A 24523-nucleotide genomic window follows, 5' to 3' on the forward strand; every position below is an offset into this window, starting at 1 on the left:
CCTCGTCATATGAGTCATTTGACCGCGCCCGCGGCGATGCCCCGGGTCAGGGTCCGCTGGAAGATCAGGAAGAAGACGACCGCGGGGATCACGCCGAGCAGGGCGGCCGCGTTGGTCATGGTGGCGTCCATCAGCCGCTGGCCCTGGAGGACGCCGAGGGCGACCGACACCGTCTGGTTGTCGTTGGAGATCAGCATCACCAGCGGCAGCAGGAACTCGTTCCAGGTCCAGATGAAGAAGAACACCAACAGCACCCCGATGGTCGGGCGGCTGACCGGCACCACCACCCGCCACAGCACCTGCCACTTGTTCGCGCCGTCGATCCGCGCCGCCTCGATGATCTCCCGGGGGAAGGCGCCGAGGACGGAGGCGAGCAGATACGTGCCGAACGCGGCCTGGACGACGATGAAGACGAGGATCACGCTCAGCCGGGTGTCGTACAGCCCCGCCTCCTTCGACAGGTAGTAGACGGGGTAGACCAGCGCCTCCTGCGGCAGCATGTTCGCCAGCACGAAGAAGGCCAGCACCCAGGGGCGGCCCTTCACCCGGCCGATGCCGATCGCGTACGCGTTGAGGACGGACAGCACGGCGGCGCCGACCGCGACCGAGCCCGAGATCAGTACGGAGTTGATCAGCTTCTGCCCGAAGTCGACCCGTTCCCAGAAGTCCGTGATCCCGTCCAGATAGAGCCCCTTCGGGAGGCTCAGCGGCCCGTTCGCGGAGTACTCGGCGGGCGACTTGACCGCGTTGAGGGCGACCACCAGGAACGGCAGCACCATGAGGACGGCCGCCGCGATCAGCGCGGCCAGCACCGGATATCGCCGCAGAGCCCTCATCGCTCCTGGTCCTCCGCCCTCGTCTGGAGGCGCAGGGCGACCAGGGCCAGCGCCAGGATGATCACGGTGAGCACGGTCGAGACCGCGGAGCCGTACCCGACCTGCGTCTTCTCGAAGAACGACTGGAACGAGAAGTACGAGGGGACATTGGTCGCCCCGCCCGGCCCGCCCTTGGTGAGCACGTACACCGCGCCGAACACCTTGAGCGCGGCGATCGTGCACCACAGCAGCACGACGGAGATCTCCGGGCGGATCTGCGGCAGAGTGACGTGCCAGAACCGCCGCCACCACGAGGCGCCGTCCAGCTCGGCCGCCTCGTACAGGGACGGGTCGACGCGCTGCAGCCCCGCCATGAACACCACCAGCGGAAAGCCCAGCTGGACCCAGACCATCACGCCCATCACGCTGTACAGCGCGAGGTCCGGGTCGCCCAGCCAGTCGTGGCGCAGCGAGCCGAGGCCGACCGCCGCCAGCACATCGTTGAGGGCGCCGTCCTCGGGGGCCAGGATCCAGCTCCAGACGATGCCCGCCACCGCGATCGGCAGCACCTGCGGGAGGTAGAAGCAGGCGCGCAGCACGCTCGCGGTGCGGGCCCCGAAGTGCTTGCCGACGAAGTCGAACAGCGCGGCCGCCAGCACCAGGCCGAGCGCGGTCGGGATCGCCGCCATCGCCACCACCATGGCGAGGCTGTGCCGGAAGGACTCCCAGAAGGCGTCGTCGTCCAGCAGGGCCCGGTAGTTGGCCAGCCCGGCCCACTCCGGGGTGCCGACGCCCTGCCAGTGGGTGAAGCTGATCCCGGTGTTCATCAGGCTGGGTACGACGATGACGGCGAGGAAGGCCAGCGCGCCGGGGATCAGGAAGAGCGTGTACGGATACTCGCGCCGCTGCCTGCTCATCCCTTCGGCGCGCCCGCCTCGTACGCCTTCTCCAGCGCGTCCAGGTAGGCGCCGGGCTTCGCGTCGCCCGTCATCAGCTTCTGGGTCTCGGAGACGAGGGTGTCGTAGAAGCCGGGCACCGGCCAGTCCGGGTAGAAGGCGAGGCCGCCGCGGTCGGAATAGGCGGTGAAGTCCTCGATCAGGCTCTTGGCCTTGGGGTCGGTGATCGCGGCCGGATCGGCGGCCACGGGCACGCCGCCCTTGTTGCCCAGGGTGTTCTGGATGCCCTTCTTCATCGTGATGTCGATGAAGTCGTACGCGAGCCGCTTGTTCTTCGCGCCCTTGGGGACGACCCACAGATTGCCGCCGGAGCCGAGGGTCAGCTTCGAGCCGGGGAAGGGGAACGTGCCCCACTCGTCCTTGATCTCCGACTTGAAGCGGCCGAACCACCAGCTGCCGGAGAAGAACATCGGGTACTTCCCCGCGATGAACGCCGCCCCCGCGTCCTCGGCCTTGGCGCCGCTGGAACTCTTCGCGATGTAGCCCTTCTTCACCCAGTCGGCGAAGGTGGTGGCGCCGTAGGTCCAGGCGGCGTCGTGGAAGTCCGGCTTGCCCTTGTACTGCTCGTACGCGTCCACCCAGGCGCGGTCCGCCTTGGACAGGGCCAGCTGGTAGACGTACTGCTGGGCGGGGTATTCGGCGCCCGCGCTGGCCAGCGGGGTGACGCCCTTGCTCTGGAACGCCTTCAGCGCGGCGGAGAACTCCGCGAAGGTGGCCGGGACCTTGACCTTGTGCTTCTCGAACAGGGTCTTGTTGTAGAAGACCATCGTGTACTCGGCGTAGTTCGGCACCCCGAACCACTTGCCGGAGCCCATCACGCCCTGCGCGTCGTACCGGCTGGTGGTGCGCACCCCGGCGCTCAGCGGCTTGTCCCAGCCGCGCTTGGTGACCTCCGGGGAGAGGTCGGTGAGCAGCCCCTGCTTGGAGAGCAGCCCGGTGGTGGCGTTGCCCTTGTTGTACTCCATGAGATCGGGCGCGCTGTCCGAGCCCAGCACCATCGAGGCGGTCTTCTGGATCTGTTCGAAGCCCTTCTCCTCGAACTTCACCGTCACGCCCGGATGGCTCTTCTTGAACTCCTCGATCGCCTGGCTCCAGGCCGCGCCCATGGCGCCGTTGGGCGCCTCGTAGTGCCACAGCGTGAGCGTCTTGCCGTCCCCGGCCTCATCCCCACCGCCCCCGCACCCCGCCAGGACCAGGACCCCCGCGACCGCGCCCGCGATCCCGGCCACCGTCCGTCCCGTCCGTCGTCTCGTCCGTGTCCGTGCCGTCAACATCCACTGCCTCCGGGAGGGTTGGGAGGAATGTGCACGTGCAACGTTCGTCGAAGCGCTTCGATGGGCAGAGGTATAGGTGGGCGCGGAGAGGTATGTCAATGGCGTTGACAAAATGCTGGGAAAGCCCGTGGATCAGGCGCACGGGCGGAAGCCCACCTGCCGCCCCGGCCGGGCGGCAGGTCAGGCGGTGACGATCACCAGGCCGTGACCTGCAGGATGAAGACGCGCTCCAGCCGCGGGATCACCTGGCAGACGAACATGCCGCCGGGTACGAGGTGGTTCTCGCCGCGTGGCGATGAGCCCTGGTAGGCAGTGCCGTCCAGGTACAGGGCGGCGGCCGCTCGGACCAGCTCGTCCGCCTTCTTCTCCACTTCGGCGATCAGCGCGGGCGGGGCGCCGCCCGCGACGTGCTCTTCGCTGGGCTCGTACTCCCACGACCAGCTCACGCGGTCGCTTCCCGGGCTTCGTTCACGACGGCCAGGAGTTCCTTCATGGCGGAGCGCCACGCGGGGGCGTCCCTGTCCAGGGTGTGGACGGCGTGCTCGGCATTGCGACGTCGCGCGGCCAGGTCCGGGCGGCGCTCGATCTCGACCTCGCCTGCCCAGATGGTCAGCCACTGGTGGATCGGGCCCAGGTTGTTGTGCTCGGCCGCCAGCGCGAACGCCTCGTTCTTCTGCGTCTCCATCTCGCCGAGGCGGTGGGGCGCGACCCGTGCGAGGGCGAGGCGCAGCGATTCCGGGGTCCGCTCCGGCCGGGGGATGGCGCTACCGAAAGGCGGTTCGACGGGATGTGCGCTCATGCGGTCCTCCGGGCACGTCGGTGTACGGATGCACCGTTGGGGCTGCACCGGGGCACGGCTCCGCTCACGCCTGCCCCTCGCTTTACCCCGGCCTCGGCGAACGCGGCGTCCAGGATGCGGCCGATCTCCGCGATGGCCTCGCGTGCCTGGACGATGTCGTCCGTGTTCGCGGCCAGCGCTTCCAGCTCGCGGAGACGGGCGGCGCGCGCGGGATGACGCGCGATGGCCGCCATGACCGGGTCGTACGAGTGATCCGGCTGGGTGCTCATGCGGTCCTCCGGCGGCGCGGGCGGGGCTTGCAGGGCTTACGGTACCGGGAACGTACGACACGGGGTGGGTGTCGGACCCCTCACCGCGCCCCGGTCCCCCGGGTGAGAGCAAGGTTTCGTGGCGGTCACCTCTGGCCACAGGGCGGTAATCCGCCGTCCCTAGGGTCGGTGACGACATCGAGCACCGTGGAGGCGTGATGACTGCCCCGACCACCACCGCCGCCCGTAAGGGAGGCCGCTGGATCGAGGAGTGGGATCCGGAGGACGAGACGTTCTGGCGGGAGAAGGGGGAGCGGATCGCGACGCGGAACCTGGTCTTCTCCATCCTCTCCGAGCACATCGGCTTCTCCATCTGGAGCCTGTGGTCGGTGATGGTCCTGTTCATGGGGCCGGAGTACGGGGTCGACCCGGCCGGGAAGTTCTTCCTGGTCGCGATGCCCACCCTGGTCGGCGGGGTGCTCCGGGTGCCGTACACGTTCGCCGTGGCCCGCTTCGGCGGGCGCAACTGGACGATCATCAGCGCCGCGATGCTGCTGGTGCCCGCGATCGCGGCGGCCGTGGTGATGGAGCCCGGCACCTCGTACACGACGTTCATGGTGGTCGCGGCGCTCACCGGGGTCGGCGGCGGGAACTTCGCGTCGTCCATGACCAACATCAACTCGTTCTACCCGCTGCGCAAGAAGGGCTGGGCGCTCGGGCTCAACGCGGGCGGCGGCAACATCGGCGTGCCGGTCATCCAGCTGATCGGTCTGCTGGTCATCGGCACGGCCGGGGCCTCCCACCCGCGGATCGTGCTGGCCGTCTACATCCCGCTGATCGTGGTCGCGGCGGTCCTCTCGGCGCTGTTCATGGACAACCTGGCGCCGGTGAAGAACGACGGCGGGGCGGCCCGGGAGGCGGCGCGGGACGCCCACACGTGGATCATGTCGCTGCTCTACGTCGGCACCTTCGGCTCGTTCATCGGCTACAGCTTCGCCTTCGGTCTGGTGCTGCAGAACCAGTTCGACCGCACCCCGCTGCAGGCCGCCTCGCTGACCTTCATCGGCCCGCTGCTGGGCTCCCTCATCCGCCCGGTCGGCGGGCGGCTGGCCGACCGTCACGGCGGCGCCCGGATCACGCTGTGGAACTTCGCCGGGATGGCCGCCGCCACGCTCGTGGTCGTCTACGCCTCCGCGCAGCGGTCGCTGCCCGTCTTCCTCACCGGCTTCATCGTCCTCTTCGTCCTCAGCGGGCTCGGCAACGGCTCCACGTACAAGATGATCCCCGGCATATTCCAGGCCAAGGCGGTGGCGCAGGGGCTCACCGGCGAGGCGGCCGCGGCCTACGGGCGGCGGCTGTCCGGGGCGGCGATGGGGCTGATCGGGGCGGTCGGGGCGCTCGGCGGGATCGGCATCAACCTGGCCTTCCGGCAGTCCTTCGGCAGCGCCCACTCCGGCACCCCGGCGTTCGTCTCCTTCCTCGCCTTCTACGCCCTGTGCTCGGCCGTGACCTGGGCCGTATACCTCCGCCGCACCCCGGCGGCCGCCAGGCCCACGGGGGCGGGTGCGGGGGCGCCGGAGGCGCGGACGGCGCGGGAGCCCGCGTACGCGGATGTGTGAGCAGTCCGTACCTGTCTCAGGGGCGTACGGTCGTAAGACGTGCCCGTGACCGTACGTCCCGTTACACCCGGGAAACCTCCGCGAACCGCGTCCGTCACGGGACGGCGCCAGGATGACGACTCACCTCAAGGCGCGCATACGACACCGAACCGGGACGAGAGCCAGAGCCACATGGAGCGAGACCACAACCAGGCGCCGACCGTCGGACCCCTCGCGGGGTTCACCGTCGGCGTCACCGCCGCGCGCCGCGCCGATGAGCTCGGCGCCCTGCTGCTGCGGCGCGGCGCGGCCGTCCTGCACGCGCCCGCGCTGCGGATCGTGCCGCTCTCCGACGACTCCGAACTGCTCACCGCGACCAAGCAGTTGATCGATCACGCCCCCGATGTGGTGGTCGCCACCACCGCCATCGGCTTCCGTGGCTGGGTCGAGGCCGCCGACGGCTGGGGGCTGGGCGACGCCCTGCTGGGCCGGCTGCGCGACGTCGAACTACTGGCGCGCGGGCCCAAGGTGAAGGGCGCCGTGCGGGCCGCCGGGCTCACCGAGAAGTGGTCCCCGGCCTCCGAGTCGATGGCCGAGGTGCTCGACCGGCTGCTGGAGGAGGGCGTCGACGGGCGCCGCATCGCCGTCCAGCTGCACGGCGAGCCGCTGCCCGGCTTCGTCGAGTCGCTGCGGGCCGGAGGTGCGGAGGTGGTGGGCGTGCCGGTGTACCGGTGGATGCCGCCGGAGGATATCGGGCCGGTCGACCGGCTGCTGGACGCGACGGTCGCGCGTGCCGTGGACGCCGTGACGTTTACGAGCGCCCCGGCCGCCGTGAGTCTGCTGGAGCGGGCCGAGCGGCGCGGGCTGCGGGAGGAGTTGCTGGAGGCGCTGCGGCGGGATGTGCTGGCCGCGTGCGTCGGGCCGGTGACCGCGCAGCCGCTGGAGGCCCTGGACATCCCCACCCGCCAGCCCGAACGCTTCCGGCTGGGGCCCCTGGTGCAGCTGCTCACCGCCGAACTTCCCGCGCGGGCCCGGCCCTTGCCCGTCGCCGGGCAGCGCTTGGAGATCCGGGGCCACGCGGTGGTCGTGGACGGCGAGCTGCGGACCGTGCCGCCCGCCGGGATGGCCTTGTTGCGGGCCCTGGCCCGCCACCCGGGATGGGTTGTCGGCCGCGCCGACCTGCTGCGGGCCCTGCCGGGCACGGGGAGCGACGAGCACGCCGTGGAGACGGCGATGGCTCGCCTGCGGACGGCTCTTGGCTCGCCCAAGCTGATCCAGACGGTGGTGAAGCGGGGCTATCGGCTGGCCCTGGACCCGGCGGCCGACGCCAAGTACGCGGACGCGTAGCGGTTGCTGGGTGCGGGCCGGTGGGTGGGTTGTGCCCACCCGTCCCGCCCAGCGGGACGATTGCCCACAACCACATCCCAGCCCCTCCGGCGTTTGAGGAGCGGGGTGCGGGGGCGGAGCCCCCGAAGGGGGTCTGGGGCGCAGCCCCAGCGGGGGCCGGGGTGGAGCCCCGGTTTCGGGAAGGGGCGGGGTGGGGGACATGACGCGCTCTACCGGGGCGCGGCCCGGGCGGGCACTCTGGGTGGGTGTCCACCTGGAGGTGACAGGAACATGGCGGCGGACGCCTTCGACCTGCGGTTCGACTCCGGCCGCATCTGCCTGGACCTGGTGGCCACCGTCGACGGACGCCTCACCGAGACCCCCGTGGAACGCCTCGACGGCGTCGAACCCCTCAGGGCCTGGCTGCTCGGCACCGGCCTGATCCCCGGCGGCACCGCGCTCGACGCGGTCGACACCGCCTGGCTCACCCGCTTCCGCGCCGCCCGCGACCTCCTCCACCGCATCGTGCACACGGAGGTGGAAGGGCGGGCGGCGGGCCCGGACCTGGAGCGGGTGAACGCGCTCGCCGCCACCGCCCCGCCCGCCGTACGGGCCGTACGCGCCACCGACGGCACCCTCGTCCCCCGGCTCGCCGCCGCCCCCGACTGCGGGGCGCTGCTCGCCCAGATCGCCCGCGACGCCGTCGCGCTGCTCACCGACCCCGTCGCGCGCGGGCAGTTGCGGCGCTGCGAGGGGGAGAGCTGCTCGCTGCTGTACCTGGACACCTCGCGGGGCCGCCGACGCCGCTGGTGCTCCAGCGAGTTGTGCGGCAACCGGGAGCGCGTGGCGCGCCACAGACGCCGTTTAAACCCAAAGCACGAGCAAAACATGAACGAGTTTCAGACATGACGCAGGCCCCGGATGGGGGGACCGGGGCCTGCGGGGCGGTGTTTGGGGAGGGAGCCCTTTATGGTGGCCGACGCCCGCCCGGCGCCGGGTTCTCGGCCTCAAGTACGTGTCGGGTCTAGGGAAATGTTCAGTGCGGAAGTGGGAGGAATGTCACAGGGTTGTGAATGAACTGCGGATCATTCCAGCCCGTACGCCCCTCGACCCAGCGCCTTGCGTACGCAAAGATGCCCTCGTGACCGAGAGGACGACACCGGACGACGCGCTGATGCGCGCGCTCTATGCGGAGCATGCGGGCCCGCTTCTTGCCTTCGTCCTGCGCCTGGTCGCAGGCGACCGGCACCGCGCCGAGGACGTGGTCCAGGAGACGCTTTTAAGGGCTTGGCGCAACGCCGACCAGCTGCAGCGCAGCGGAAACTCCGTACGCCCGTGGCTGGTTACCGTGGCACGCCGCATCGTCATCGATGGCCACCGAAGCCGCCGGGCCCGCCCCCATGAGGTCGACGCGGCCCCCCTGCATGTCATGCCCGCAGCGGATGACATCGACCGGGCGCTCCGTCAGATGACTATTTCCGATGCCCTGAATGACCTATCCGATGCGCACAGAGAGGCCCTCGTCGAGACATACTTCAAGGGACGGACGGTGAGTGAGGCTGCGGGAGTGCTGCGCGTGCCGCCCGGGACCGTACGATCCCGGGTTTACTACGCGCTGCGTTCGCTCAAGCTCTCACTTGAGGAACGGGGGGTCTCGGCATGATGCCGACAGCGGACGACCAGCAGCACACCGCCGTCGGCGCCTATGCGCTCGGCGTCCTCGACGCGCCCGACGCGGCGCGTTTCGAGGAGCACCTGATCGGGTGCGAGCGGTGTGCGGCAGAGCTGGACGGGCTGATGGGCATCCCACCACTGCTGTCGGACTACGCGACCAACACGGACGGTACGGCCGTCCGCGACCCCGCCACCCTCACCGCCCGCCCCGGGCCCGAGCTGCTGGGGCGGCTGCTCGACGAGGTGACGGTCAGCCGCCGTACGAAGAACCGCAGGCGGCTCTTCCTCGTCGCCGCCGCGGGCCTCATGATCGTCGGCGGCCCGCTCGCGGGCGCGGCGGTCAATTCGGGCTCCGACGACGGCGGCGGCGCCAACCCCCCGGTCGCCGCGGCCAACCCGGCGCAGACGGCCTACGACCAGGGCAAGAAGTTCAGCTCGGTGGACCCCGAGACCAAGGTGGACGCCTCGGTCTCGCTCGCCCAGAAGGGCTGGGGCACCTCCATCGCGCTCAAGCTGGGCAACCTCAAGGGGCCCAAGAGCTGCGATCTGATCGCCATCGGCAAGGACGGCCACGAGGAGACCGTGACGACCTGGGCCGTGCCCAGCGCGGGCTACGGGATCAAGGACGGCGACGGCTCCCGCTGGAACAAGGAGCCGCTGTACGCGCAGGGCGGCGCGGCGATGAACGAGATCGACATCGCCCGCTTCGAGGTCCGCACCCTCGACGGCCAGCGGCTCGCCGAAGTCAACATCTGAGTGGTCAGTATCTGAGTGGCGCGCACAGGTGGGTGTACGGTTGACGGCTGCCCTATGTACACAGAAGGGGGCTTGGGTGGCCGCGCATAACGCCACGCAGAACGCCACGCGGAACGTCACGCACGAAAGCCGGACGGCCCCGCCGCGTGACGGTGGGGACGGGGTCCGGGACCGCGAGATCCGGATCGAACAGACCCACCTGGACCGCGTGTACCGCCGTCTCGAGGAGAAGATCCACGAGGCGGAGTTCCTCATGAACGACGCCGCCCAGCGCGGCCAGGTCGGCACCCCGGGCGCCCTCGCCGAGCGCGACGCGCAGGTGTTCCGGGCCGGGGTCCACCTCAACCGCCTCAACAGCGAGTTCGAGGACTTCCTCTTCGGCCGCATCGATCTGCTCCTCGGCAAGGACGGCGAGCGCGGCCCGGACGGTGCGTACACCTCCGTGGAACCCGCCGACGACGCCATCCGGCCGGGCGAGGACGGGGAGAACGGCGCCGGGGACCGCGCGGAGATCGCGGAGACCCTGCACATCGGCCGCATCGGGGTGCTGGACGCCGACTACGCCCCGCTGGTGATCGACTGGCGGGCGCCCGCCGCCGCCCCCTTCTACCGCTCCACCCCGGTCGCCCCCGGCCGGGTCGTGCGCCGCCGCGTGATCCGCAGCAAGGGGCGCCGGGTGCTCGGTGTCGAGGACGACCTGATGCGCCCCGAGCTGACCGCGACCCTCGGCGGCGAGGTCCTGCCCGTGGTCGGCGACGGCGCGCTGATGGCCGCGCTCGGCCAGGCGCGCGGCCACACCATGCGCGACATCGTCGCCTCCATCCAGGCCGAACAGGACCTGGTGATCCGCGCCCCCGCCGCCTCCGTCACCGAGGTCGAGGGCGGCCCGGGCACCGGCAAGACCGCGGTCGCGCTGCACCGCGCGGCGTATCTGCTCTACCAGGACCGCAGGCGGTACGCGGGCGGCATCCTGGTCGTCAGCCCCACCCCGCTGCTCGTCGCCTACACCGAGGGCGTGCTGCCCTCGCTGGGCGAGGAGGGCCAGGTGGCGATCCGCGCGGTCGGCTCCCTGGTCGAGGGCGCCGAGGCCACCACGTACGACACCCCGGCCGTGGCCCGGATCAAGGGCTCCTCGCGCATGATGAGGGTCCTGCGCAAGGCCTCCCGCGGCGCCCTGGAGCTGCCCCCTCCCGCCTCCGCCGCCGACGGCCAGCTGAGCCTGGACGACGTGGACGAGGCGCCCGGCGGCCAGAGACCCGGCGGGCCGCCCGAGCGGCTGCGGGTCGTCGCCTTCGGCGCCCGCGTCGAGCTGGACGCCGAAGAGCTGCGCGGCATCCGGCAGAGCGCGCTGGGCGGCACCGCCCCCGTCAACCTGCTGCGCCCGCGCGCCCGCCGCCTGCTGCTGGACGCGCTGTGGTCCCGTACGGGCGGCCCCCGGCGCTATACGGACCCGGAACTGGCCGCCGAGGCGCGCGAGGGGTTCGACGAGGACATCGCGAGCGAGGACGCGTTCACCGACTTCCTGGACGCCTGGTGGCCCGAGCTGACCCCGCGCTCCGTGCTCGCCGCGATGGCCGACGAGAAGCGGCTCGGCCGCTGGTCACGTCGGGTGCTGAACCCGCGCGAGGCCCGTCAGGTGGCCCGCTCGCTGAACCGGCTGGGCCCGGACGGGCAGGGTCCGCTGTCGGTGCACGACGTGGCGCTGCTGGACGAGCTGCAGACCATCCTCGGCGCCCCGGCCCGCCCGGCCAGGCCCCGTGAGGTCGATCCGCTGGACCAGCTGACCGGGCTGGACGAGCTGACCACGTTCGCCGACCGCAGCGCGCCCCGGCGTAACCGCGCGGACCGGGCCGAGCAGGAGCGCGCGGACTACGCGCACATCATCGTCGACGAGGCCCAGGACCTGACGCCCATGCAGTGGCGAATGGTGGGGCGGCGCGGCCGCCACGCCACCTGGACGGTGGTGGGCGATCCGGCCCAGTCCTCCTGGTCCGACCCGGACGAGGCGGCCCAGGCCCGCGACGAGGCGCTGGGCACCCGTCCGCGCCGCCGCTTCACCCTGACCGTCAACTACCGCAACCCGGCGGAGATCGCCGACCTGGCCACCAAGGTCCTGGCGCTCGCCATGCCCGGCACCCCCGCGCCCCGCGCGGTCCGCTCCACCGGCGCCGTACCGCGGTTCGCGCCGCTCCCGGAGCAGGCGGACGGCGACCTGGGAAGCCACGTCCGCGACGAGGCGGCCCGGCTGCTGGACGAGGTGGACGGCACCGTCGGCGTCGTCGTCGCCATGAGCCGCCGCGAGCAGGCCCGCCGCTGGCTGGCCGGGCTCGGCGACCGGGTCGTGGCGCTGGGCAGCCTGGAGGCCAAGGGGCTGGAGTACGACGCGACGGTGGTGGTCTCGCCCGCCGAGATCGCCGACGAGTCACCGGCCGGGCTGCGGGTGCTGTACGTGGCGCTCACCCGGGCGACCCAGCGGCTGACGGTCGTCCCGGGCGAGCGCGACGACCCGGACCGCGACGGCGTCCCGGACCTGCTCAGGGCCGACTGACGGTCGTCCGACGGCCGACCGGGGGACGGCGCGAAATCGGGCCGTCCGGCGGGGAATCGCTTCCGGGCATGGTTTGTTAGCCTTGCTGTGGCACCGGCTCGATCCAAGCCCCCGGGCCCAACCATCGTCGCTACGAGCGACCACTTGCCGCGAGGCGAGCATGGCGGGTCGGTGCCACCTACAACGTCATAGCGAAGAGGTCCGCGTTCTCACCCGAGGACGCGGACCTCTTCGGCTTGCGGCCCCTTGCGGCCCTGCACGATCTGGAATTCGACCCGCTGGTCGTCCGCAAGGCTGCGGTAGCCGTTGCCGTTGATCGAGCTGTAGTGGACGAAGACGTCCGGCCCGCCGCCCTCCTGGGCGATGAAGCCGTAGCCCTTCTCGGCGTTGAACCATTTGACGGTGCCCTGAGCCATGCCCGCTGCTCCTCGTGTTCCTCGACGCCGGTGGACGTCGTTCGGCGCTGTGCGCGCCAGAGCCTAGGGGCGTGGGCTGCGGGAACGGCCCGCCTCGCCCGGCGTTCCCGCGAAGGAGTGGGGCTTTCCACTCGGCTGACCCCACCCCTGGTATGTCAGAACAATATGTCCGAAAGTCGGGCCGGGTTACCTCGTACCAGAAGGTAGGTGCAACGATGCGAGGGCGTGGCCCGTTCGTTCGGGCCCGGAACACCTGGCACAAGGGAAAGCAGAGGAAGACGGTCATGGCAACGGCGCCCAGCGTCTCGTACTCGATGACGGTCCGGCTGGAGGTCCCCGCGAGCGGTACCGCGGTCAGCCAGCTGACCACGGCCGTGGAGTCCTCCGGTGGCTCCGTCACCGGCCTCGACGTGACCGCTTCCGGCCACGAGAAGCTCCGTATCGACGTCACCATCGCGGCCAGCTCCACCGCGCACGCCGACGAGATCGTCGAGAAGCTGCGCGGTATCGAGGGCATTTCGCTCGGCAAGGTGTCGGACCGTACGTTCCTGATGCACCTCGGCGGCAAGATCGAGATGTCGTCGAAGCACCCCATCCGCAACCGTGACGACCTCTCCATGGTCTACACGCCCGGCGTGGCGCGGGTCTGCCAGGCCATCGCGGACAACCCCGAGGACGCCCGCCGCCTGACCATCAAGCGCAACAGCGTCGCGGTCGTCACCGACGGCTCCGCGGTGCTGGGTCTTGGCAACATCGGCCCCAAGGCCGCGCTGCCGGTCATGGAGGGCAAGGCGGCCCTGTTCAAGCGCTTCGCCGGGATCGACGCGTGGCCGATCTGCCTGGACACCCAGGACAGCGACGCCATCGTGGAGATCGTCAAGGCCATCGCCCCCGGCTTCGCGGGCATCAACCTGGAGGACATCTCCGCCCCCCGCTGCTTCGAGATCGAGGCGCGGCTGCGCGAGGCCGTGGACATCCCGGTCTTCCACGACGACCAGCACGGCACGGCGATCGTCGTGCTCGCCGCGCTGACCAACGCGCTGCGGGTCGTCAACAAGAAGATCGGTGACGTCCGGGTGGTGATGTCCGGCGCGGGCGCGGCGGGCACCGCGATCCTCAAACTGCTGAACGCCGCGGGCGTCCAGCACGCGGTCGTCGCCGACATCCACGGCGTGGTGCACGCCGGCCGCGAGGACCTGGTCTCCGCCGACCCGGACTCCCCGCTGCGCTGGATCGCCGACAACACCAACCCGGACGGCGTCACGGGCACCCTGCGCGAGGCCGTGCGGGGCGCGGACGTCTTCATCGGCGTGTCGGCCCCGAACGTGCTCTCCGGCGAGGACGTGGCCGCCATGGCGGACGACGCGATCGTCTTCGCGCTGGCCAACCCGGACCCCGAGGTGGACCCGGCGATCGCCCGCCAGACCGCCGCCGTCGTGGCCACCGGCCGCTCCGACTTCCCGAACCAGATCAACAACGTGCTGGTCTTCCCGGGTGTCTTCCGTGGCCTCCTGGACGCCCAGTCCCGTACGGTGAACACCGACATGATGCTGGCCGCGGCCGGAGCGCTCGCGGATGTCGTCCACGACGACGAACTGAATGCCAACTACATCATTCCGAGCGTCTTCAACGACAAGGTCGCCGGGGCGGTCGCCGGAGCCGTGCGTGAAGCGGCGAAGCCTGTGACCGGGACCACCGCGGTCTGAGCCTGGCACGGCGCGTCGCGGCCCTTGGGCTACCTGGGGCCGCCATAGGGTGGCGGGCAGAAAAACGACCGCCACGGCGCTTTTCGTGTGACTCTCCGGGGTTCCGGATTGGCTTTCCCGCCACAGGTGGGGGCAGGATGCGTTCCGGGCGCGAGGGTCTGAAACAGCAGACCCGGGTCCGGGGACTGTCCGAGGGCCCTGGCAGCATCGGCTTCGATCTCACGCCTAATGGCAAGATGAACACGGGAGTACAACATGAACCGCAGTGAGCTGGTGGCCGCTCTGTCCGAGCGCGCCGAGGTGACCCGCAAGGACGCCGACGCCGTTCTGGCGGCCCTGGCCGAGGTGACCGGTGAGGTCGTCGCCAAGGGCGACGAGAAGGTCACCATCCCCGGCTTCCTGACCTTCGAGCGCACTCACCGTGCCGCTCGCACCGCGCGCAACCCGCAGACCGGTGAGCCGATCGAGATCCCGGCCGGCTACAGCGTGAAGGTCTCCGCGGGCTCCAAGCTGAAGGAAGCCGCCAAGGGCAAGTAAGACGCCTGGCGCCTCACGCCTGGCGACAAACAAAAGGGCGGCCACCCGGTGCGGGTGGCCGCCCTTCGCCGTCTCTCACGGCCTGTGGTGGCTGCTCACGGGCCTGTGGCGGCCTGTGGCGGCTGCTCAGAGGCCTGTGGCGGCTTGTGGCGGCCGCTCACGGGCCTGTGGCCCGGGCGGCGCGCCACACAGCGCGGGAGAGCCCGTCAGACGGCGTCGCCGCCGCCCGGCAGCTCCACCTTGGCGCCCAGCTCCACGAGCTTGTGCATGAAGTTCTCGTAGCCCCGGTTGATCAGGTCGATGCCGTGGACCCGGGAGGTGCCCTGGGCGGCGAGGGCCGCGATCAGGTACGAGAAGCCACCGCGCAGGTCGGGGATGACCAGGTCGGAGCCCTGGAGCCGGGTGGGCCCTGACACGACCGCCGAGTGGAGGAAGTTCCGCTGGCCGAAGCGGCACGCGGAGCCGCCCAGGCACTCGCGGTAGAGCTGGATGTGCGCGCCCATCTGGTTGAGCGCGGAGGTGAAGCCCAGCCGCGACTCGTACACCGTCTCGTGGACGATGGACAGCCCCGAGGCCTGGGTCAGCGCCACCACCAGCGGCTGCTGCCAGTCGGTCTGGAAGCCGGGGTGGACGTCGGTCTCCAGGGCGATCGCGTTGAGCTTGCCGCCCGGGTGCCAGAACCGTATGCCCTCGTCGCCGATGTCGAAGGCGCCACCGACCTTGCGGAAGGTGTTGAGGAAGGTCATCATCTCGCGCTGGCGGGCACCGCGTACGTAGACGCTGCCCTCGGTCGCCAGGGCGGCGCTCGCCCAGGAGGCGGCCTCCAGGCGGTCCGGGAGGGCGCGGTGGTTGTAGCCGTCGAGTTTGTCGACACCGGTGATCCGGATGGTCCGGTCGGTGTCCATGGAGATGATGGCGCCCATCTTCTGCAGCACGCAGATGAGGTCCTCGATCTCCGGTTCGACGGCGGCGTTGGAGAGTTCCGTCACACCCTCGGCGAGCACCGCCGTGAGCAGCACCTGCTCGGTGGAGCCCACCGACGGGTACGGCAGCCGGATCTTCGTACCCCGCAGCCGGTGCGGAGCCTCCAGGTATTGGCCGTCCGCGCGCTTCTCGATCGTCGCGCCGAACTGCCGCAGCACGTCGAAGTGGAAGTCGATCGGCCGGCCGCCGATGTCGCAGCCGCCCAGGCCCGGGATGAAGGCGTGGCCGATGCGGTGCAGCAGCGGACCGCAGAAGAGGATCGGGATGCGCGAGGAACCGGCGTGCGCGTCGATGTCGGCGACATTGGCGCTCTCCACATGCGTGGGGTCCATGACCAGTTCACCGGACTCGTCACCTGGTCGCACCGTGACGCCGTGCAGCTGCAGCAGCCCGCGCACCACCCGCACGTCGCGGATGTCGGGGACGTTGCGCAGCCGGCTCGGGCCGCTGCCGAGCAGGGCGGCGACCATGGCCTTCGGCACGAGGTTCTTCGCGCCGCGGACATTGATCTCGCCCTCCAGCGGGGTGCCACCGTGGACGAGCAGGACATCGTTCGAGCGGGTCATCTGGTCTCGCGTTCCTGTGACGGGCAAGGGGGCAAAAGGCAAGACTAATGGCCCGTGAGGCCGCCTCCGTAAGGCTGTTGCACCGATTAAACCGATCGGAATGTGTCGTACCACACTCCGTTCCGGTCCCAAAACCGACCGTCACGTGCGCCGCTCCTGCTGTCGTACGCCCCGACCTGCTCTCATTCGGGTCTCGTCTTCCACTCCCCGTCCGGACCGGATATGCGGGATCATGTGGCCATGACCGAGGTGTCCTCCCTCACAGGACGGCTGCTTGTCGCGACACCGGCGCTTGCTGACCCGAACTTCGACCGCGCGGTGGTGCTGCTTCTCGACCACGACGAGGAGGGCTCCCTCGGCGTGGTCCTGAACCGTCCGACCCCGGTGGGCGTCGGGGACATCCTGGAGTCCTGGGCCGAGCTGGCCGGTGAGCCGGGGGTGGTCTTCCAGGGCGGACCGGTGTCGCTGGACTCGGCGCTGGGCGTGGCCGTGGTGCCGGGGGAGTCGGGCCGGACCCCGGCGCGCGGCGAGGACGCCGGGCCACTCGGCTGGCGCAGGGTGCACGGGGCGATCGGCCTGGTCGACCTGGAGGCGCCGCCGGAGCTGCTGGCCGCCGCGGTGGGCTCGTTGCGGATCTTCGCGGGGTACGCGGGATGGGGCCCGGGGCAGCTGGAGGACGAGCTGTCGGACGGCGCGTGGTACGTGGTGGAGTCCGAGCCGGGGGACGTCTCGTCGCCCTCCCCGGAGCGGCTGTGGCGGGCGGTGCTGCGCCGCCAGCGCAGCGAGCTGGCGATGGTCGCGACGTACCCGGACGACCCCTCGCTCAACTAGCTCGCGGCGTTACGAGGCCTCCGCCATCGCGAAGAAGCGCTCCGCCAAGGGGTGCGGGCTACGGGTCGGGATGGCCAGCCGCACGGTGACCGGCGGCGCGTTCTTCAGCCGCAGGAACCGGATGCCGGGGTGGCTGTGGCGCCGCGCCGCGGCCTCGGAGACCACGCCGATGCCATGGCCCGCGGCGACCGCTTCCAGCCACTCGTCGAAGTTGTCCGCCGTGCACGCCAGTTGCGGCCGGTGGTCCTCGGGCCACAGCTCGGGCCGGGTGGTGCCGCTGACCGTGTTCACCACCAGCGGGAACCGCGCCAGTTCGGCCCAGTCCAGGACCCGCCTGCGCGCGACCGCGTCCAGCGCCGCGCCCGCCGCCGTACGCGCCACCGCGGCGACCCGCGCCTCACGCAGCAGCACCCGGGCGCGCACCTCGTCCCCGAGCGGCGCCTCGCCCCGTACGACCGCGATGTCGCACGCCCCGGCCGCGAGCCCCGCCAGCGGCGCGTCACGGCGCACCAGCCGCACCCCGGCGCCGGTGGCGGCCTCGAAGGCGCTGGTGAGCGCGGCGCAGCGGTCGGGCAGCAGCGAGGTGAAGCCGAGCCGCAGCGGGGCCCGGCCGCCCACCGCGCGCAGTGCGTCGTCCAGCCGGGCCAGCAGCGGGCCGAGGTCCGCCTGGAGCGCCCTGCCCTCCTCGGTGAGGGTGACGCGGCGGGTGGTGCGCTCCAGCAGCCGCGCGCCCACGGTCTCCTCCAGCGCCCGGACGGTACGGGTCAGCGCGGGCTGGCCGATGCCGAGCCGGTCGGCGGCGTGGGTGAAGTTGCGCTCCTCGGCGACCGCGAGGAAGGCGCGCAGCTGACGCAGGCGGATCGCGTCGATGTCCCGTTCAGCGTTCCGTTCGCTGTGCCGTTCACTCATGTCGATCGAGCATAGATCGGTCCCGGGCGGCATTTCCCCGGTGAACCGGAGAGTGCCTACGTTTCCGGCGTCACTGTGGTTGATCAGGGGAGTTGAGCCGTGCGTAAGGTCTGGCTGCTGGCCCTGGGGTCGTTCACCCTGGGCCTCGACGCATACGTGATGGCGGGGCTGCTGCCCGTCGTCGCGGACGACATCGGGACGACGGTGTCCCTGGCCGGGCAGATGGTCACCGTCTTCACGCTCGCCTACGCGATCTCCGCGCCCCTGGTCGCGGGGCTGCTCCACGGGGCCCGGCCGCGGCTGGTGCTGCTGGTGGCGCTCGCCGTCTTCACCGCGGGCAACGCGCTGACCGCCCTCGCGCCCTCGCTCGGCGCGCTGCTGGGCGCGCGGCTGGTCGCGGGCGCCGGGGCCGGGGTGTACTCGGCGATGTCCACCGCCGCCGCCTCCGCGCTGGTCTCCGGCGAGCGGCGCGGCCGGGCGCTGGCCGTGGTGATGGGCGGCATGAGTTCCGGCACCGTGCTCGGGGTGCCGCTGGGCGTCCTGCTGGCCGAGCACACCGGCTGGCGGGCCACGATGTGGCTGGTCACCGGGTTGGGCGCGGTGTCGCTGACCGGGCTCGCGGCGCTGCTGCCGACCGTTCCGGCCGCGCCCGCGGTGTCGGTACGGGCGCGGCTGACGGCCGTCAGCGACCGGGCCGTGGCCCCGGTCGTCCAGGTGTCGTTCCTCGCGGCGGTCGCGAGCCTGGGCCTGTACACCTACCTCGCCCCGGTGCTGGAGTCGGCGGGCGGCGCGCACGAGGTGGCGCCGTATCTGTGGGCCTGGGGCCTGGGCGGGGTCGCGGGCAGCCTCCTCATCGGGCGACTCGTAGACCGGGCGGCCCGGGCGGCCGGTGCGGGCCGGGTGGCGGCGCTGGTCGGCGTGCTCATGGCCGTGATCACGGCCGCCGAGGCGGTGCTGCCCGCGCTCGCCCCCGTACCGCTGCTCGCCGGGGCGGCCCTGGTGATCTGGGGTGCCGCGGGGTGGGCGCTCCAGGTCCCGCAGCAGCACCGGCTGCTGGCGCTGAAGGAGGAGCGCGGCACCGTCGCCCTGGCCCTCAACAACTCGGCGCTCTACCTGGGCAGCGCGGTCGGCTCGGCGCTGGGCGGCGCCGCGCTCTCGGCGGGGCTGTCCGGGCGCGTGCTGCCCTGGGCGGCGGCCGGGGTCGCGGCCGCCGGTCTGGCCAGGCATCTGACGGCGGTCCGGGGCCGGTCGGCCGCCGGGGAGCGCACCCGCTCCACATCGCGGGCATGAGTACCCTAGGGCTGTATGAGCACTCTTGAGCCCGAGCGCGGGGCAGGCACGGGGACCCTCGTTGAGCCGACACCTCAGGTGTCGCACGGTGACGGCGACCACGAGCGCTATGCCCACTATGTACAGAAGGAAAAGATCATGGAGAGCGCGCTCTCCGGATCTCCTGTCGTCGCACTGTGCGGCAAGGTCTGGGTCCCGGGCCGTGACCCGAAGAAGTACCCGGTGTGCCCCATGTGCAAGGAGATCTTCGAGGGCATGGGCGCCGGCGGTGACAAGGACAAGGACGGCAAGGGCGGCGACGGCAAGAAGTAGCCCGCCCGTCCGGCCGCGCCGGAGCTTCGCGTAGACGGCACGTCCGACCCGTGGCCCGAGAGGGGCCGCGGGTCGGACGTGCCGTGCTGTCCGGCTTCGTTCGGCCCCGTGTCGCGCGGCGGGTGATCCCAGTAGGGTCGGCCCCATGAGCGGGCGTACGGAGAACGGGGCACAGGGCGCGGCGGAGGACGACGGGGCGCCGCGGGCGGCGTACTTGGTCTTCGGCGCGCGCGAGGTCGACGAGCCGGACGGGGAAGGCGCCGGGCTCTACCGCCAGTTCGACAAGGACTGGGACGCCCAGCTGGAGCAGTGCGGGCGGCTGGCCGGGGAGCGCGGCTACCGGCCCGCGGGCAGCTGTGTGGTCTCCGCCGCGCAGCCGGGTCTGCCCCGGCTGCTGGAGTGGGCGGACGACCCCGGGTGCGAGATCGTCCTCGTGCCGAGCGCCCGCATCCTGGGGCATATCGAGAAGACCTGGCCGGAGTGGGGCCAGGTGGTGGAGCGGCTGGCCGCGGCGGGCGCCCGGGTAGAGGCCGTGCCGTATGCCGAGCCCGCCTATCCGGGGGAGAAGCTGACGCACTTGTAGCGCGGGCTTTTCCGGCGCGTAACTTCTGGCCAAGGCTTCACTTCTGGCCGGGGCTTCCGGGCCAAAGATTGGTCGAGACCTCTTGTCCGGGCCGCAAACGCACCCTAGCCTGCCGCATATTGTGCTGTGCGAAACACGCGTTGCATGATATGCAACGCCCTTGCCTAAGGGTGCGTTTCCATGAAGCTCTCCAGACCCCTCCCTCTCTCCCGTCGCCTCGCCGCCCCCACCGTGGCGCTCATCGTCGCCGGGCTCACCGCCACCGCCTGCGCGCCCTCCACCTCCGACAACAGCGCCAAGGAAGACGACAAGAGCGGCAATCTGCGCGTCTGGCTCTTCCAGGAGGTCGACAACAAGCCGAAGCAGCGGGTCGTCGACGGCGTCGTGTCCGCCTTCGAGAAGCAGCACGACGGGGTCAAGGTGAACGTCACCTACATCCCCATCGACACCCGGGCGCAGAAGATCAAGGCGGCCTTCAACGACCCGAAGAGCGCCCCCGACATCATCGAGTACGGGAACACCGACACGGCCGGGTACGTGGAGGACGGCGGACTCGCCGACATCAGCAAGGAGTTCGGCGCCTGGGACGAGGCGGCCAACACCGACTCCACCGCCAAGAATTCGGTGACCGTGGGCGGCAAGGTGTACGGCGTGCCGCTGTTCGTCGGCGTACGGGCGCTGTACTACCGCACCGACGTCTTCAAGGACCTCGGCCTCAAGCCGCCCACCACCCAGAAGGAACTCATCGCGACCGCGAAGGAGATCCGCGAGCGGCGGCCCGATCTCTACGGCCTCTCGGTCGGCGGCGCCTACACCTACGGCGCGCTGCCCTTCATCTGGGCAGGCGGCGGCGAGCTGGCCACCGAGAAGGGCGCGTTCGGCTCCAACGAGTACGAGTCGGCCATCGACGGCCCCGAGGCCAAGAAGGGCATAAAGGCCTACACCTCGCTCATCACCGACGACAACTGCCCCCCGGCCAAGTGCGCCCAGTGGGGCGGCAACGACAGCGTGGCCGCTTTCGCCGCGGGCAAGTCGGGCATGACGATCGGCGGCGACTTCAACCACCAGGCGATCGAGGCGGGGTCGGTCAAGGGCAAGTACGCGGTCGTGCCGCTGCCCGGCGTCAAGCCGAACAGCATCGCTCCGGCGTTCGCGGGCGGGAACAACCTGGGCGTGCTCAGGAGCAGCACCCACCGCTCGCTCTCCGTCGACCTGCTGGAGCGGCTGGCCGGGAAGAAGACCCAGGCCAAGCTGTACGACGCCATGGGCTTCCTGCCCACCTTCACCGATGTGCGCGGGGACATCGCGCGGCAGGACCCGTTCGTCAAGCCCTTCGTGAAGACGCTGGACACCAGCTCCACCTTCGTACCCGCCTCGCCCGGCTGGTCGGCCATCGACTCCCAGCTGGTGCTGCCGACCATGTTCCAGCAGATCATCAGCGGCCGTAAGAGCGTCGACGCCGCCGCCTCCGAGGCGGCGAAGAAGATGGACGAGGCATTCGGCAAGTGACCTCGGGGACCATCACCCAGCACGCCGGGCCGGAACCGGCCCGCAATCCTCCGCCCCGGCGGACCGCGCGCGCCGCCCGGCGGCGGGCCGGGCGGGGGAGCCGGACGCCCTGGCTCTACCTCGCCCCGGCCCTCGTCGTCCTCGGCGGGCTGCTGATCTATCCCATCTACCAGCTCGGGCTCATCTCGTTCCTGGAGTACACCCAGGCCCAGGTGAGCGGGGGTAAGCCGACCAGCTTCCAGGGCTTCGCCAACTACGCCGAGCTGTTCCGGGACAGCGAGTTCTGGAGCGTCACCCTCACCACCGTCGTCTTCGCCGCCGTGTGCGTCGTCTCCACCCTCGCGGTGGGCTGCGCGCTCGCGGTGCTGCTCACCCGGGTCCGGGCGATACCGCGGCTGGCGCTGATGCTGGCCGCGCTCGGCGCCTGGGCCACCCCGGCGGTCACGGGCTCCACGGTCTGGCTGTTCCTGTTCGACCCCGACTACGGGCCCGTCGACCGGGTCCTGACCTGGGTCGGACTCTCCGGCTTCCATGACTACTCCTGGACGTACGAGCGCTACAGCGCCTTCGCCCTGGTGCTGTTCGAGATCGTGTGGTGTTCGTTCCCGTTCGTCATGGTCACCGTGTACGCGGGCATCAAGGCCATCCCGGCGGAGGTGCTGGAGGCCGCCGCCCTCGACGGCGCCTCCGCGTGGCGGATCTGGCGCGGGATCATGGCCCCGATGCTGCGGCCGATCCTCGTCGTGGTGACGATCCAGTCCATCATCTGGGACTTCAAGGTCTTCACCCAGATCTACGTCATGACCAACGGCGGCGGCACCGCGGGCCAGAACATGGTGCTCAACGTCTACGCCTACCAGGAGGCGTTCGCGTCCTCCGAGTACGGACTCGGCTCGGCGATCGGCGTGGTGATGCTGCTGATCCTGCTCGCCGTCACCCTGGTCTATCTGCGGCTGCTGCGACGGCAGGGAGAAGAACTGTGAGCCTCTTCGGCGTACGGCCGCGCATCCGCCGCCCCTGGCGGCTGGCGGCCGAGGTCACCGCCCTGGCCGTGGCCGTCGTCGTCGCCTTCCCGCTCTACTGGATGGTGCTCTCGGCCTTCAAACCGGCCGGGGAGATCCAGTCCGCCCACCCCCGGCCGTGGACCTCCGCACCCTCGCTGGACTCCTTCCGGCGGGTCTTCGAACAGCACGACTTCGGCCGCTACTTCCTCAACAGCCTGCTGGTCGCCGGGGCGGTGGTGATCGCCTCGGGCATCATCGCCTTCCTCGCCGCGACCGCCGTCACCCGCTTCCGCTTCAAGTTCCGCACCACGCTGCTGGTGATGTTCCTGGTCGCGCAGATGGTGCCGATCGAGGCACTGACCATCCCCATGTTCTTCCTGATGCGGGATCTGGGCGACGCCGTGCCCGGGGTCGGGCTCAACACCCTGGGCTCGCTGATCCTTCCGCACATCGCCTTCTCGCTGCCGTTCGCCATCTGGATGCTGCGCGGCTTCGTCAAGGCCGTCCCCGAATCCCTGGAGGAGGCGGCCTATCTGGACGGCGCGAGCCGCGCCCGCTTCCTGTGGCAGATCCTGTTCCCGCTGGTGCTCCCCGGGCTCGTCGCCACCAGCGTCTTCTCCTTCATCTCCGCGTGGAACGACTTCCTGTTCGCCAAGTCGTTCATCATCAGCGCGACCGAGAACTCCACCCTGCCGATGGCGCTCCTCGTCTTCTTCAAGGACGAGGGCAACGACTGGGGAGGCATCATGGCGGCGTCCACCATCATGACCATCCCGGTGCTGATCTTCTTCGTACTCGTACAGCGCCGCCTGGTCTCCGGCCTCGGCGGAGCGGTAAAGGACTGACGCGATGCCGGTTGAACCGTTGGTGGCGTGAATCCGTTGTGTGTCGCGAACATCCCCGGAGCAGGGAGGCATCACATGACGGACGCGACCAGCCGATCGCAAGGAGCGCCTCAGGGAGAAGAGGAGGCCGTTCGGGCCGATTCGGCAGAGGCGCGGCATGATGCGAGCCCCGAAAAAAGCGGAACTTACTGGGACGCGTCGAGCAAGGGCCTCGTGGGAGGCGCCATGAGTTTTCTCGCCGCTGGATACAGGACACCATGGCAGAGCGCCCTCTTGCATGGGATCGGCTTCGGCTTGCTTTCCGCCAACCATGCGAAAAATTCACTGAAGAGCTTTCTGGACAAAGACTTTGAGATGGCCGCGGCGCATGGGGTTAATTTTGTCGGTACCGCTGTGTGGACAGGCGGGATAGTGGCCAGCAGTAAGGCCCTGAAGATCGTAGGCCCGGCTCTCAACTGTGCCGCAAATGCTGCTTCCGCGGAAATTCTGCGTGGTCAGAAAGAGGAGGATTGGCCTAAAGGGTTGATTGGTGCTGCCGAGATGCTCGCATTCGCGGTTGCTGGATACACGGGAAGCCCCATGGCTCGAGCGATGGCATTTGGGAGTGCGGCCGCGGCGGATTTTTACGATGCCAGATCGGACAAGAGCTCCCTGATGAATGGGGCGGCCAAGGTCGCGTGGGCTGCGGGGGCCGGGGGGAAAAACCCTCTGCTGGAGACCATTGGGGCTGCGGTAGCCGCGGGCGCGACGACCGCGCAGCTCCTCTATATCGTCTATGAGAAATACGCGCCGAAAAACCCGCAACAGTCCGATAGCGGGCCCATTCTCCCGCTGCACAGCACCGCCTCCACGGCTGGCCCCTCACCCCAGGCGAGCGCCGTCCCTGCCAACGCGTTCGCGGCGGGAACCCAGTACGTGCCGAATGGCCCGGCGGGTAGGCGGCATTCGGCGCCTGACGGCAGTGGGCTCGCCTCCCGGCCCGACACCGGCCCAGCCCGGTCCAGGCCCCGCAGGAACTCCCGTTGACCTCCACGGCG

At 70.7% G+C, this 24523-nt stretch carries 25 protein-coding genes; 16 read left to right on the plus strand and 9 right to left on the minus strand.

Annotated elements, in window-relative coordinates; all coding sequences use genetic code 11:
- Positions 1-14: 14 nt before the first annotated feature.
- From ACFV9T_RS05700 to ACFV9T_RS05725, 6 genes are all read right to left on the minus strand, one after another.
- On the minus strand, positions 15-836 hold the full coding sequence (locus ACFV9T_RS05700; protein WP_385436889.1) for a carbohydrate ABC transporter permease: 822 nt from the start codon (positions 834-836) through the stop codon (positions 15-17).
- A complete protein-coding gene (locus ACFV9T_RS05705) occupies positions 833-1732 on the minus strand; it encodes a carbohydrate ABC transporter permease (protein WP_385436890.1) in 900 nt (299 codons plus the stop codon). The genes ACFV9T_RS05700 and ACFV9T_RS05705 overlap by 4 nt, the downstream gene beginning before the upstream one ends.
- The gene (locus ACFV9T_RS05710) at positions 1729-3045 is read right to left on the minus strand and encodes an extracellular solute-binding protein (protein WP_385436892.1); all 1317 of its coding nucleotides are present in this window, start codon (positions 3043-3045) and stop codon (positions 1729-1731) included. Before ACFV9T_RS05710 ends, ACFV9T_RS05705 begins: the two co-directional genes overlap by 4 nt.
- A gap of 194 nt (positions 3046-3239) precedes the next feature.
- On the minus strand, positions 3240-3491 hold the full coding sequence (locus tag ACFV9T_RS05715) for a hypothetical protein (RefSeq protein WP_385436894.1): 252 nt from the start codon (positions 3489-3491) through the stop codon (positions 3240-3242).
- Positions 3488-3844, minus strand: a complete 357-nt coding sequence (locus ACFV9T_RS05720; RefSeq protein ID WP_385436896.1) for a hypothetical protein — start codon at positions 3842-3844, stop codon at positions 3488-3490. The genes ACFV9T_RS05715 and ACFV9T_RS05720 overlap by 4 nt, the downstream gene beginning before the upstream one ends.
- The gene (locus ACFV9T_RS05725; RefSeq protein WP_385436897.1) at positions 3841-4113 is read right to left on the minus strand and encodes a hypothetical protein; all 273 of its coding nucleotides are present in this window, start codon (positions 4111-4113) and stop codon (positions 3841-3843) included. The genes ACFV9T_RS05720 and ACFV9T_RS05725 overlap by 4 nt, the downstream gene beginning before the upstream one ends.
- Positions 4114-4310: 197 nt before the next feature.
- Between ACFV9T_RS05725 and ACFV9T_RS05730 the strand changes: the two genes are divergently transcribed.
- The 6 genes from ACFV9T_RS05730 (at position 4311) to ACFV9T_RS05755 (ending at position 11994) form a co-directional block, all read left to right on the plus strand.
- Positions 4311-5711, plus strand: a complete 1401-nt coding sequence (locus tag ACFV9T_RS05730) for a nitrate/nitrite transporter (protein WP_385436899.1) — start codon at positions 4311-4313, stop codon at positions 5709-5711.
- Positions 5712-5882: 171 nt separating this feature from the next.
- Positions 5883-7037 (plus strand): uroporphyrinogen-III synthase, encoded by a 1155-nt coding sequence (locus tag ACFV9T_RS05735; RefSeq protein WP_385436900.1) that lies wholly within the window; start codon positions 5883-5885, stop codon positions 7035-7037.
- A gap of 270 nt (positions 7038-7307) precedes the next feature.
- Entirely contained in the window at positions 7308-7925 is a 618-nt protein-coding gene (locus tag ACFV9T_RS05740) for a CGNR zinc finger domain-containing protein (protein ID WP_385436902.1), read from the plus strand.
- 232 nt (positions 7926-8157) lie between these two features.
- Positions 8158-8679 (plus strand): sigma-70 family RNA polymerase sigma factor, encoded by a 522-nt coding sequence (locus tag ACFV9T_RS05745; RefSeq protein WP_385436903.1) that lies wholly within the window; start codon positions 8158-8160, stop codon positions 8677-8679.
- Positions 8676-9446, plus strand: a complete 771-nt coding sequence (locus tag ACFV9T_RS05750; RefSeq protein WP_385436904.1) for an anti-sigma factor family protein — start codon at positions 8676-8678, stop codon at positions 9444-9446. Before ACFV9T_RS05745 ends, ACFV9T_RS05750 begins: the two co-directional genes overlap by 4 nt.
- A 76-nt stretch (positions 9447-9522) precedes the next feature.
- Positions 9523-11994: a HelD family protein gene (locus ACFV9T_RS05755; protein WP_385436905.1), complete on the plus strand. Its 2472-nt coding sequence runs from the start codon at positions 9523-9525 to the stop codon at positions 11992-11994.
- A gap of 209 nt (positions 11995-12203) precedes the next feature.
- On the opposite strand, the gene ACFV9T_RS05760 is transcribed toward ACFV9T_RS05755, so the two are convergent.
- The gene (locus ACFV9T_RS05760; RefSeq protein WP_009717477.1) at positions 12204-12410 is read right to left on the minus strand and encodes a cold-shock protein; all 207 of its coding nucleotides are present in this window, start codon (positions 12408-12410) and stop codon (positions 12204-12206) included.
- 284 nt (positions 12411-12694) lie between these two features.
- Here ACFV9T_RS05760 and ACFV9T_RS05765 point away from each other — a divergent pair, with 284 nt between their 5' ends.
- Positions 12695-14116, plus strand: coding sequence for an NAD-dependent malic enzyme (locus tag ACFV9T_RS05765; protein WP_385436906.1), 1422 nt, complete (start codon positions 12695-12697; stop codon positions 14114-14116).
- A 255-nt stretch (positions 14117-14371) separates the two neighbouring features.
- Positions 14372-14653: an HU family DNA-binding protein gene (locus ACFV9T_RS05770; RefSeq protein WP_009717479.1), complete on the plus strand. Its 282-nt coding sequence runs from the start codon at positions 14372-14374 to the stop codon at positions 14651-14653.
- Between the two features lie 206 nt (positions 14654-14859).
- On the opposite strand, the gene murA is transcribed toward ACFV9T_RS05770, so the two are convergent.
- On the minus strand, positions 14860-16203 hold the full coding sequence (gene murA, locus ACFV9T_RS05775; RefSeq protein ID WP_385436907.1) for a UDP-N-acetylglucosamine 1-carboxyvinyltransferase: 1344 nt from the start codon (positions 16201-16203) through the stop codon (positions 14860-14862).
- A 240-nt stretch (positions 16204-16443) separates the two neighbouring features.
- Between murA and ACFV9T_RS05780 the strand changes: the two genes are divergently transcribed.
- Positions 16444-17034: a YqgE/AlgH family protein gene (locus ACFV9T_RS05780; RefSeq protein ID WP_385436909.1), complete on the plus strand. Its 591-nt coding sequence runs from the start codon at positions 16444-16446 to the stop codon at positions 17032-17034.
- A gap of 9 nt (positions 17035-17043) precedes the next feature.
- Here the strand turns inward: ACFV9T_RS05780 and ACFV9T_RS05785 are convergent, their stop codons facing one another.
- Positions 17044-17943, minus strand: a complete 900-nt coding sequence (locus ACFV9T_RS05785; protein ID WP_385436910.1) for a LysR family transcriptional regulator — start codon at positions 17941-17943, stop codon at positions 17044-17046.
- A gap of 99 nt (positions 17944-18042) precedes the next feature.
- On the opposite strand from ACFV9T_RS05785, the gene ACFV9T_RS05790 reads away from it, so the two are divergent.
- From ACFV9T_RS05790 to ACFV9T_RS05820, 7 genes are all read left to right on the plus strand, one after another.
- Complete coding sequence (locus tag ACFV9T_RS05790) at positions 18043-19233, plus strand: MFS transporter (RefSeq protein ID WP_385436911.1); 1191 nt, start codon at positions 18043-18045, stop codon at positions 19231-19233.
- A 15-nt stretch (positions 19234-19248) separates the two neighbouring features.
- The gene (locus tag ACFV9T_RS05795; protein ID WP_079152402.1) at positions 19249-19545 is read left to right on the plus strand and encodes a DUF3039 domain-containing protein; all 297 of its coding nucleotides are present in this window, start codon (positions 19249-19251) and stop codon (positions 19543-19545) included.
- A 145-nt stretch (positions 19546-19690) separates the two neighbouring features.
- The gene (locus ACFV9T_RS05800; RefSeq protein WP_385436913.1) at positions 19691-20128 is read left to right on the plus strand and encodes a hypothetical protein; all 438 of its coding nucleotides are present in this window, start codon (positions 19691-19693) and stop codon (positions 20126-20128) included.
- 180 nt (positions 20129-20308) lie between these two features.
- Positions 20309-21637 (plus strand): extracellular solute-binding protein, encoded by a 1329-nt coding sequence (locus ACFV9T_RS05805; RefSeq protein WP_385436914.1) that lies wholly within the window; start codon positions 20309-20311, stop codon positions 21635-21637.
- Entirely contained in the window at positions 21634-22620 is a 987-nt protein-coding gene (locus ACFV9T_RS05810; protein ID WP_385436916.1) for a carbohydrate ABC transporter permease, read from the plus strand. Before ACFV9T_RS05805 ends, ACFV9T_RS05810 begins: the two co-directional genes overlap by 4 nt.
- Positions 22617-23486, plus strand: a complete 870-nt coding sequence (locus ACFV9T_RS05815) for a carbohydrate ABC transporter permease (RefSeq protein WP_385436917.1) — start codon at positions 22617-22619, stop codon at positions 23484-23486. The genes ACFV9T_RS05810 and ACFV9T_RS05815 overlap by 4 nt, the downstream gene beginning before the upstream one ends.
- A gap of 75 nt (positions 23487-23561) precedes the next feature.
- Positions 23562-24512, plus strand: coding sequence for a hypothetical protein (locus ACFV9T_RS05820; RefSeq protein ID WP_385436918.1), 951 nt, complete (start codon positions 23562-23564; stop codon positions 24510-24512).
- The last annotated feature ends 11 nt before the right edge of the window (positions 24513-24523 follow it).

Origin of the sequence: Streptomyces sp. NPDC059850 (genome assembly GCF_042731515.1) — a bacterium.
In the GTDB taxonomy this organism is placed as follows: domain Bacteria; phylum Actinomycetota; class Actinomycetes; order Streptomycetales; family Streptomycetaceae; genus Streptomyces.

Bases quoted from the DNA above. Each gene is read 5' to 3' on its own strand.
- ACFV9T_RS05760 (WP_009717477.1), bottom strand. From the start codon at position 12,410: ATGGCTCAGGGCACCGTCAAATGGTTCAACGCCGAGAAGGGCTACGGC.
- ACFV9T_RS05740 (WP_385436902.1), top strand. From the start codon at position 7,308: ATGGCGGCGGACGCCTTCGACCTGCGGTTCGACTCCGGCCGCATCTGC.
- ACFV9T_RS05705 (WP_385436890.1), bottom strand. From the start codon at position 1,732: ATGAGCAGGCAGCGGCGCGAGTATCCGTACACGCTCTTCCTGATCCCC.
- ACFV9T_RS05720 (WP_385436896.1), bottom strand. From the start codon at position 3,844: ATGAGCGCACATCCCGTCGAACCGCCTTTCGGTAGCGCCATCCCCCGG.
- ACFV9T_RS05785 (WP_385436910.1), bottom strand. From the start codon at position 17,943: ATGAGTGAACGGCACAGCGAACGGAACGCTGAACGGGACATCGACGCG.
- ACFV9T_RS05710 (WP_385436892.1), bottom strand. From the start codon at position 3,045: ATGTTGACGGCACGGACACGGACGAGACGACGGACGGGACGGACGGTG.
- ACFV9T_RS05800 (WP_385436913.1), top strand. From the start codon at position 19,691: ATGAGCGGGCGTACGGAGAACGGGGCACAGGGCGCGGCGGAGGACGAC.
- ACFV9T_RS05765 (WP_385436906.1), top strand. From the start codon at position 12,695: ATGGCAACGGCGCCCAGCGTCTCGTACTCGATGACGGTCCGGCTGGAG.
- ACFV9T_RS05820 (WP_385436918.1), top strand. From the start codon at position 23,562: ATGACGGACGCGACCAGCCGATCGCAAGGAGCGCCTCAGGGAGAAGAG.
- ACFV9T_RS05770 (WP_009717479.1), top strand. From the start codon at position 14,372: ATGAACCGCAGTGAGCTGGTGGCCGCTCTGTCCGAGCGCGCCGAGGTG.
- ACFV9T_RS05730 (WP_385436899.1), top strand. From the start codon at position 4,311: ATGACTGCCCCGACCACCACCGCCGCCCGTAAGGGAGGCCGCTGGATC.
- ACFV9T_RS05750 (WP_385436904.1), top strand. From the start codon at position 8,676: ATGATGCCGACAGCGGACGACCAGCAGCACACCGCCGTCGGCGCCTAT.
- ACFV9T_RS05780 (WP_385436909.1), top strand. From the start codon at position 16,444: ATGACCGAGGTGTCCTCCCTCACAGGACGGCTGCTTGTCGCGACACCG.
- ACFV9T_RS05735 (WP_385436900.1), top strand. From the start codon at position 5,883: ATGGAGCGAGACCACAACCAGGCGCCGACCGTCGGACCCCTCGCGGGG.
- ACFV9T_RS05725 (WP_385436897.1), bottom strand. From the start codon at position 4,113: ATGAGCACCCAGCCGGATCACTCGTACGACCCGGTCATGGCGGCCATC.
- ACFV9T_RS05805 (WP_385436914.1), top strand. From the start codon at position 20,309: ATGAAGCTCTCCAGACCCCTCCCTCTCTCCCGTCGCCTCGCCGCCCCC.
- ACFV9T_RS05795 (WP_079152402.1), top strand. From the start codon at position 19,249: ATGAGCACTCTTGAGCCCGAGCGCGGGGCAGGCACGGGGACCCTCGTT.
- murA (WP_385436907.1), bottom strand. From the start codon at position 16,203: ATGACCCGCTCGAACGATGTCCTGCTCGTCCACGGTGGCACCCCGCTG.
- ACFV9T_RS05700 (WP_385436889.1), bottom strand. From the start codon at position 836: ATGAGGGCTCTGCGGCGATATCCGGTGCTGGCCGCGCTGATCGCGGCG.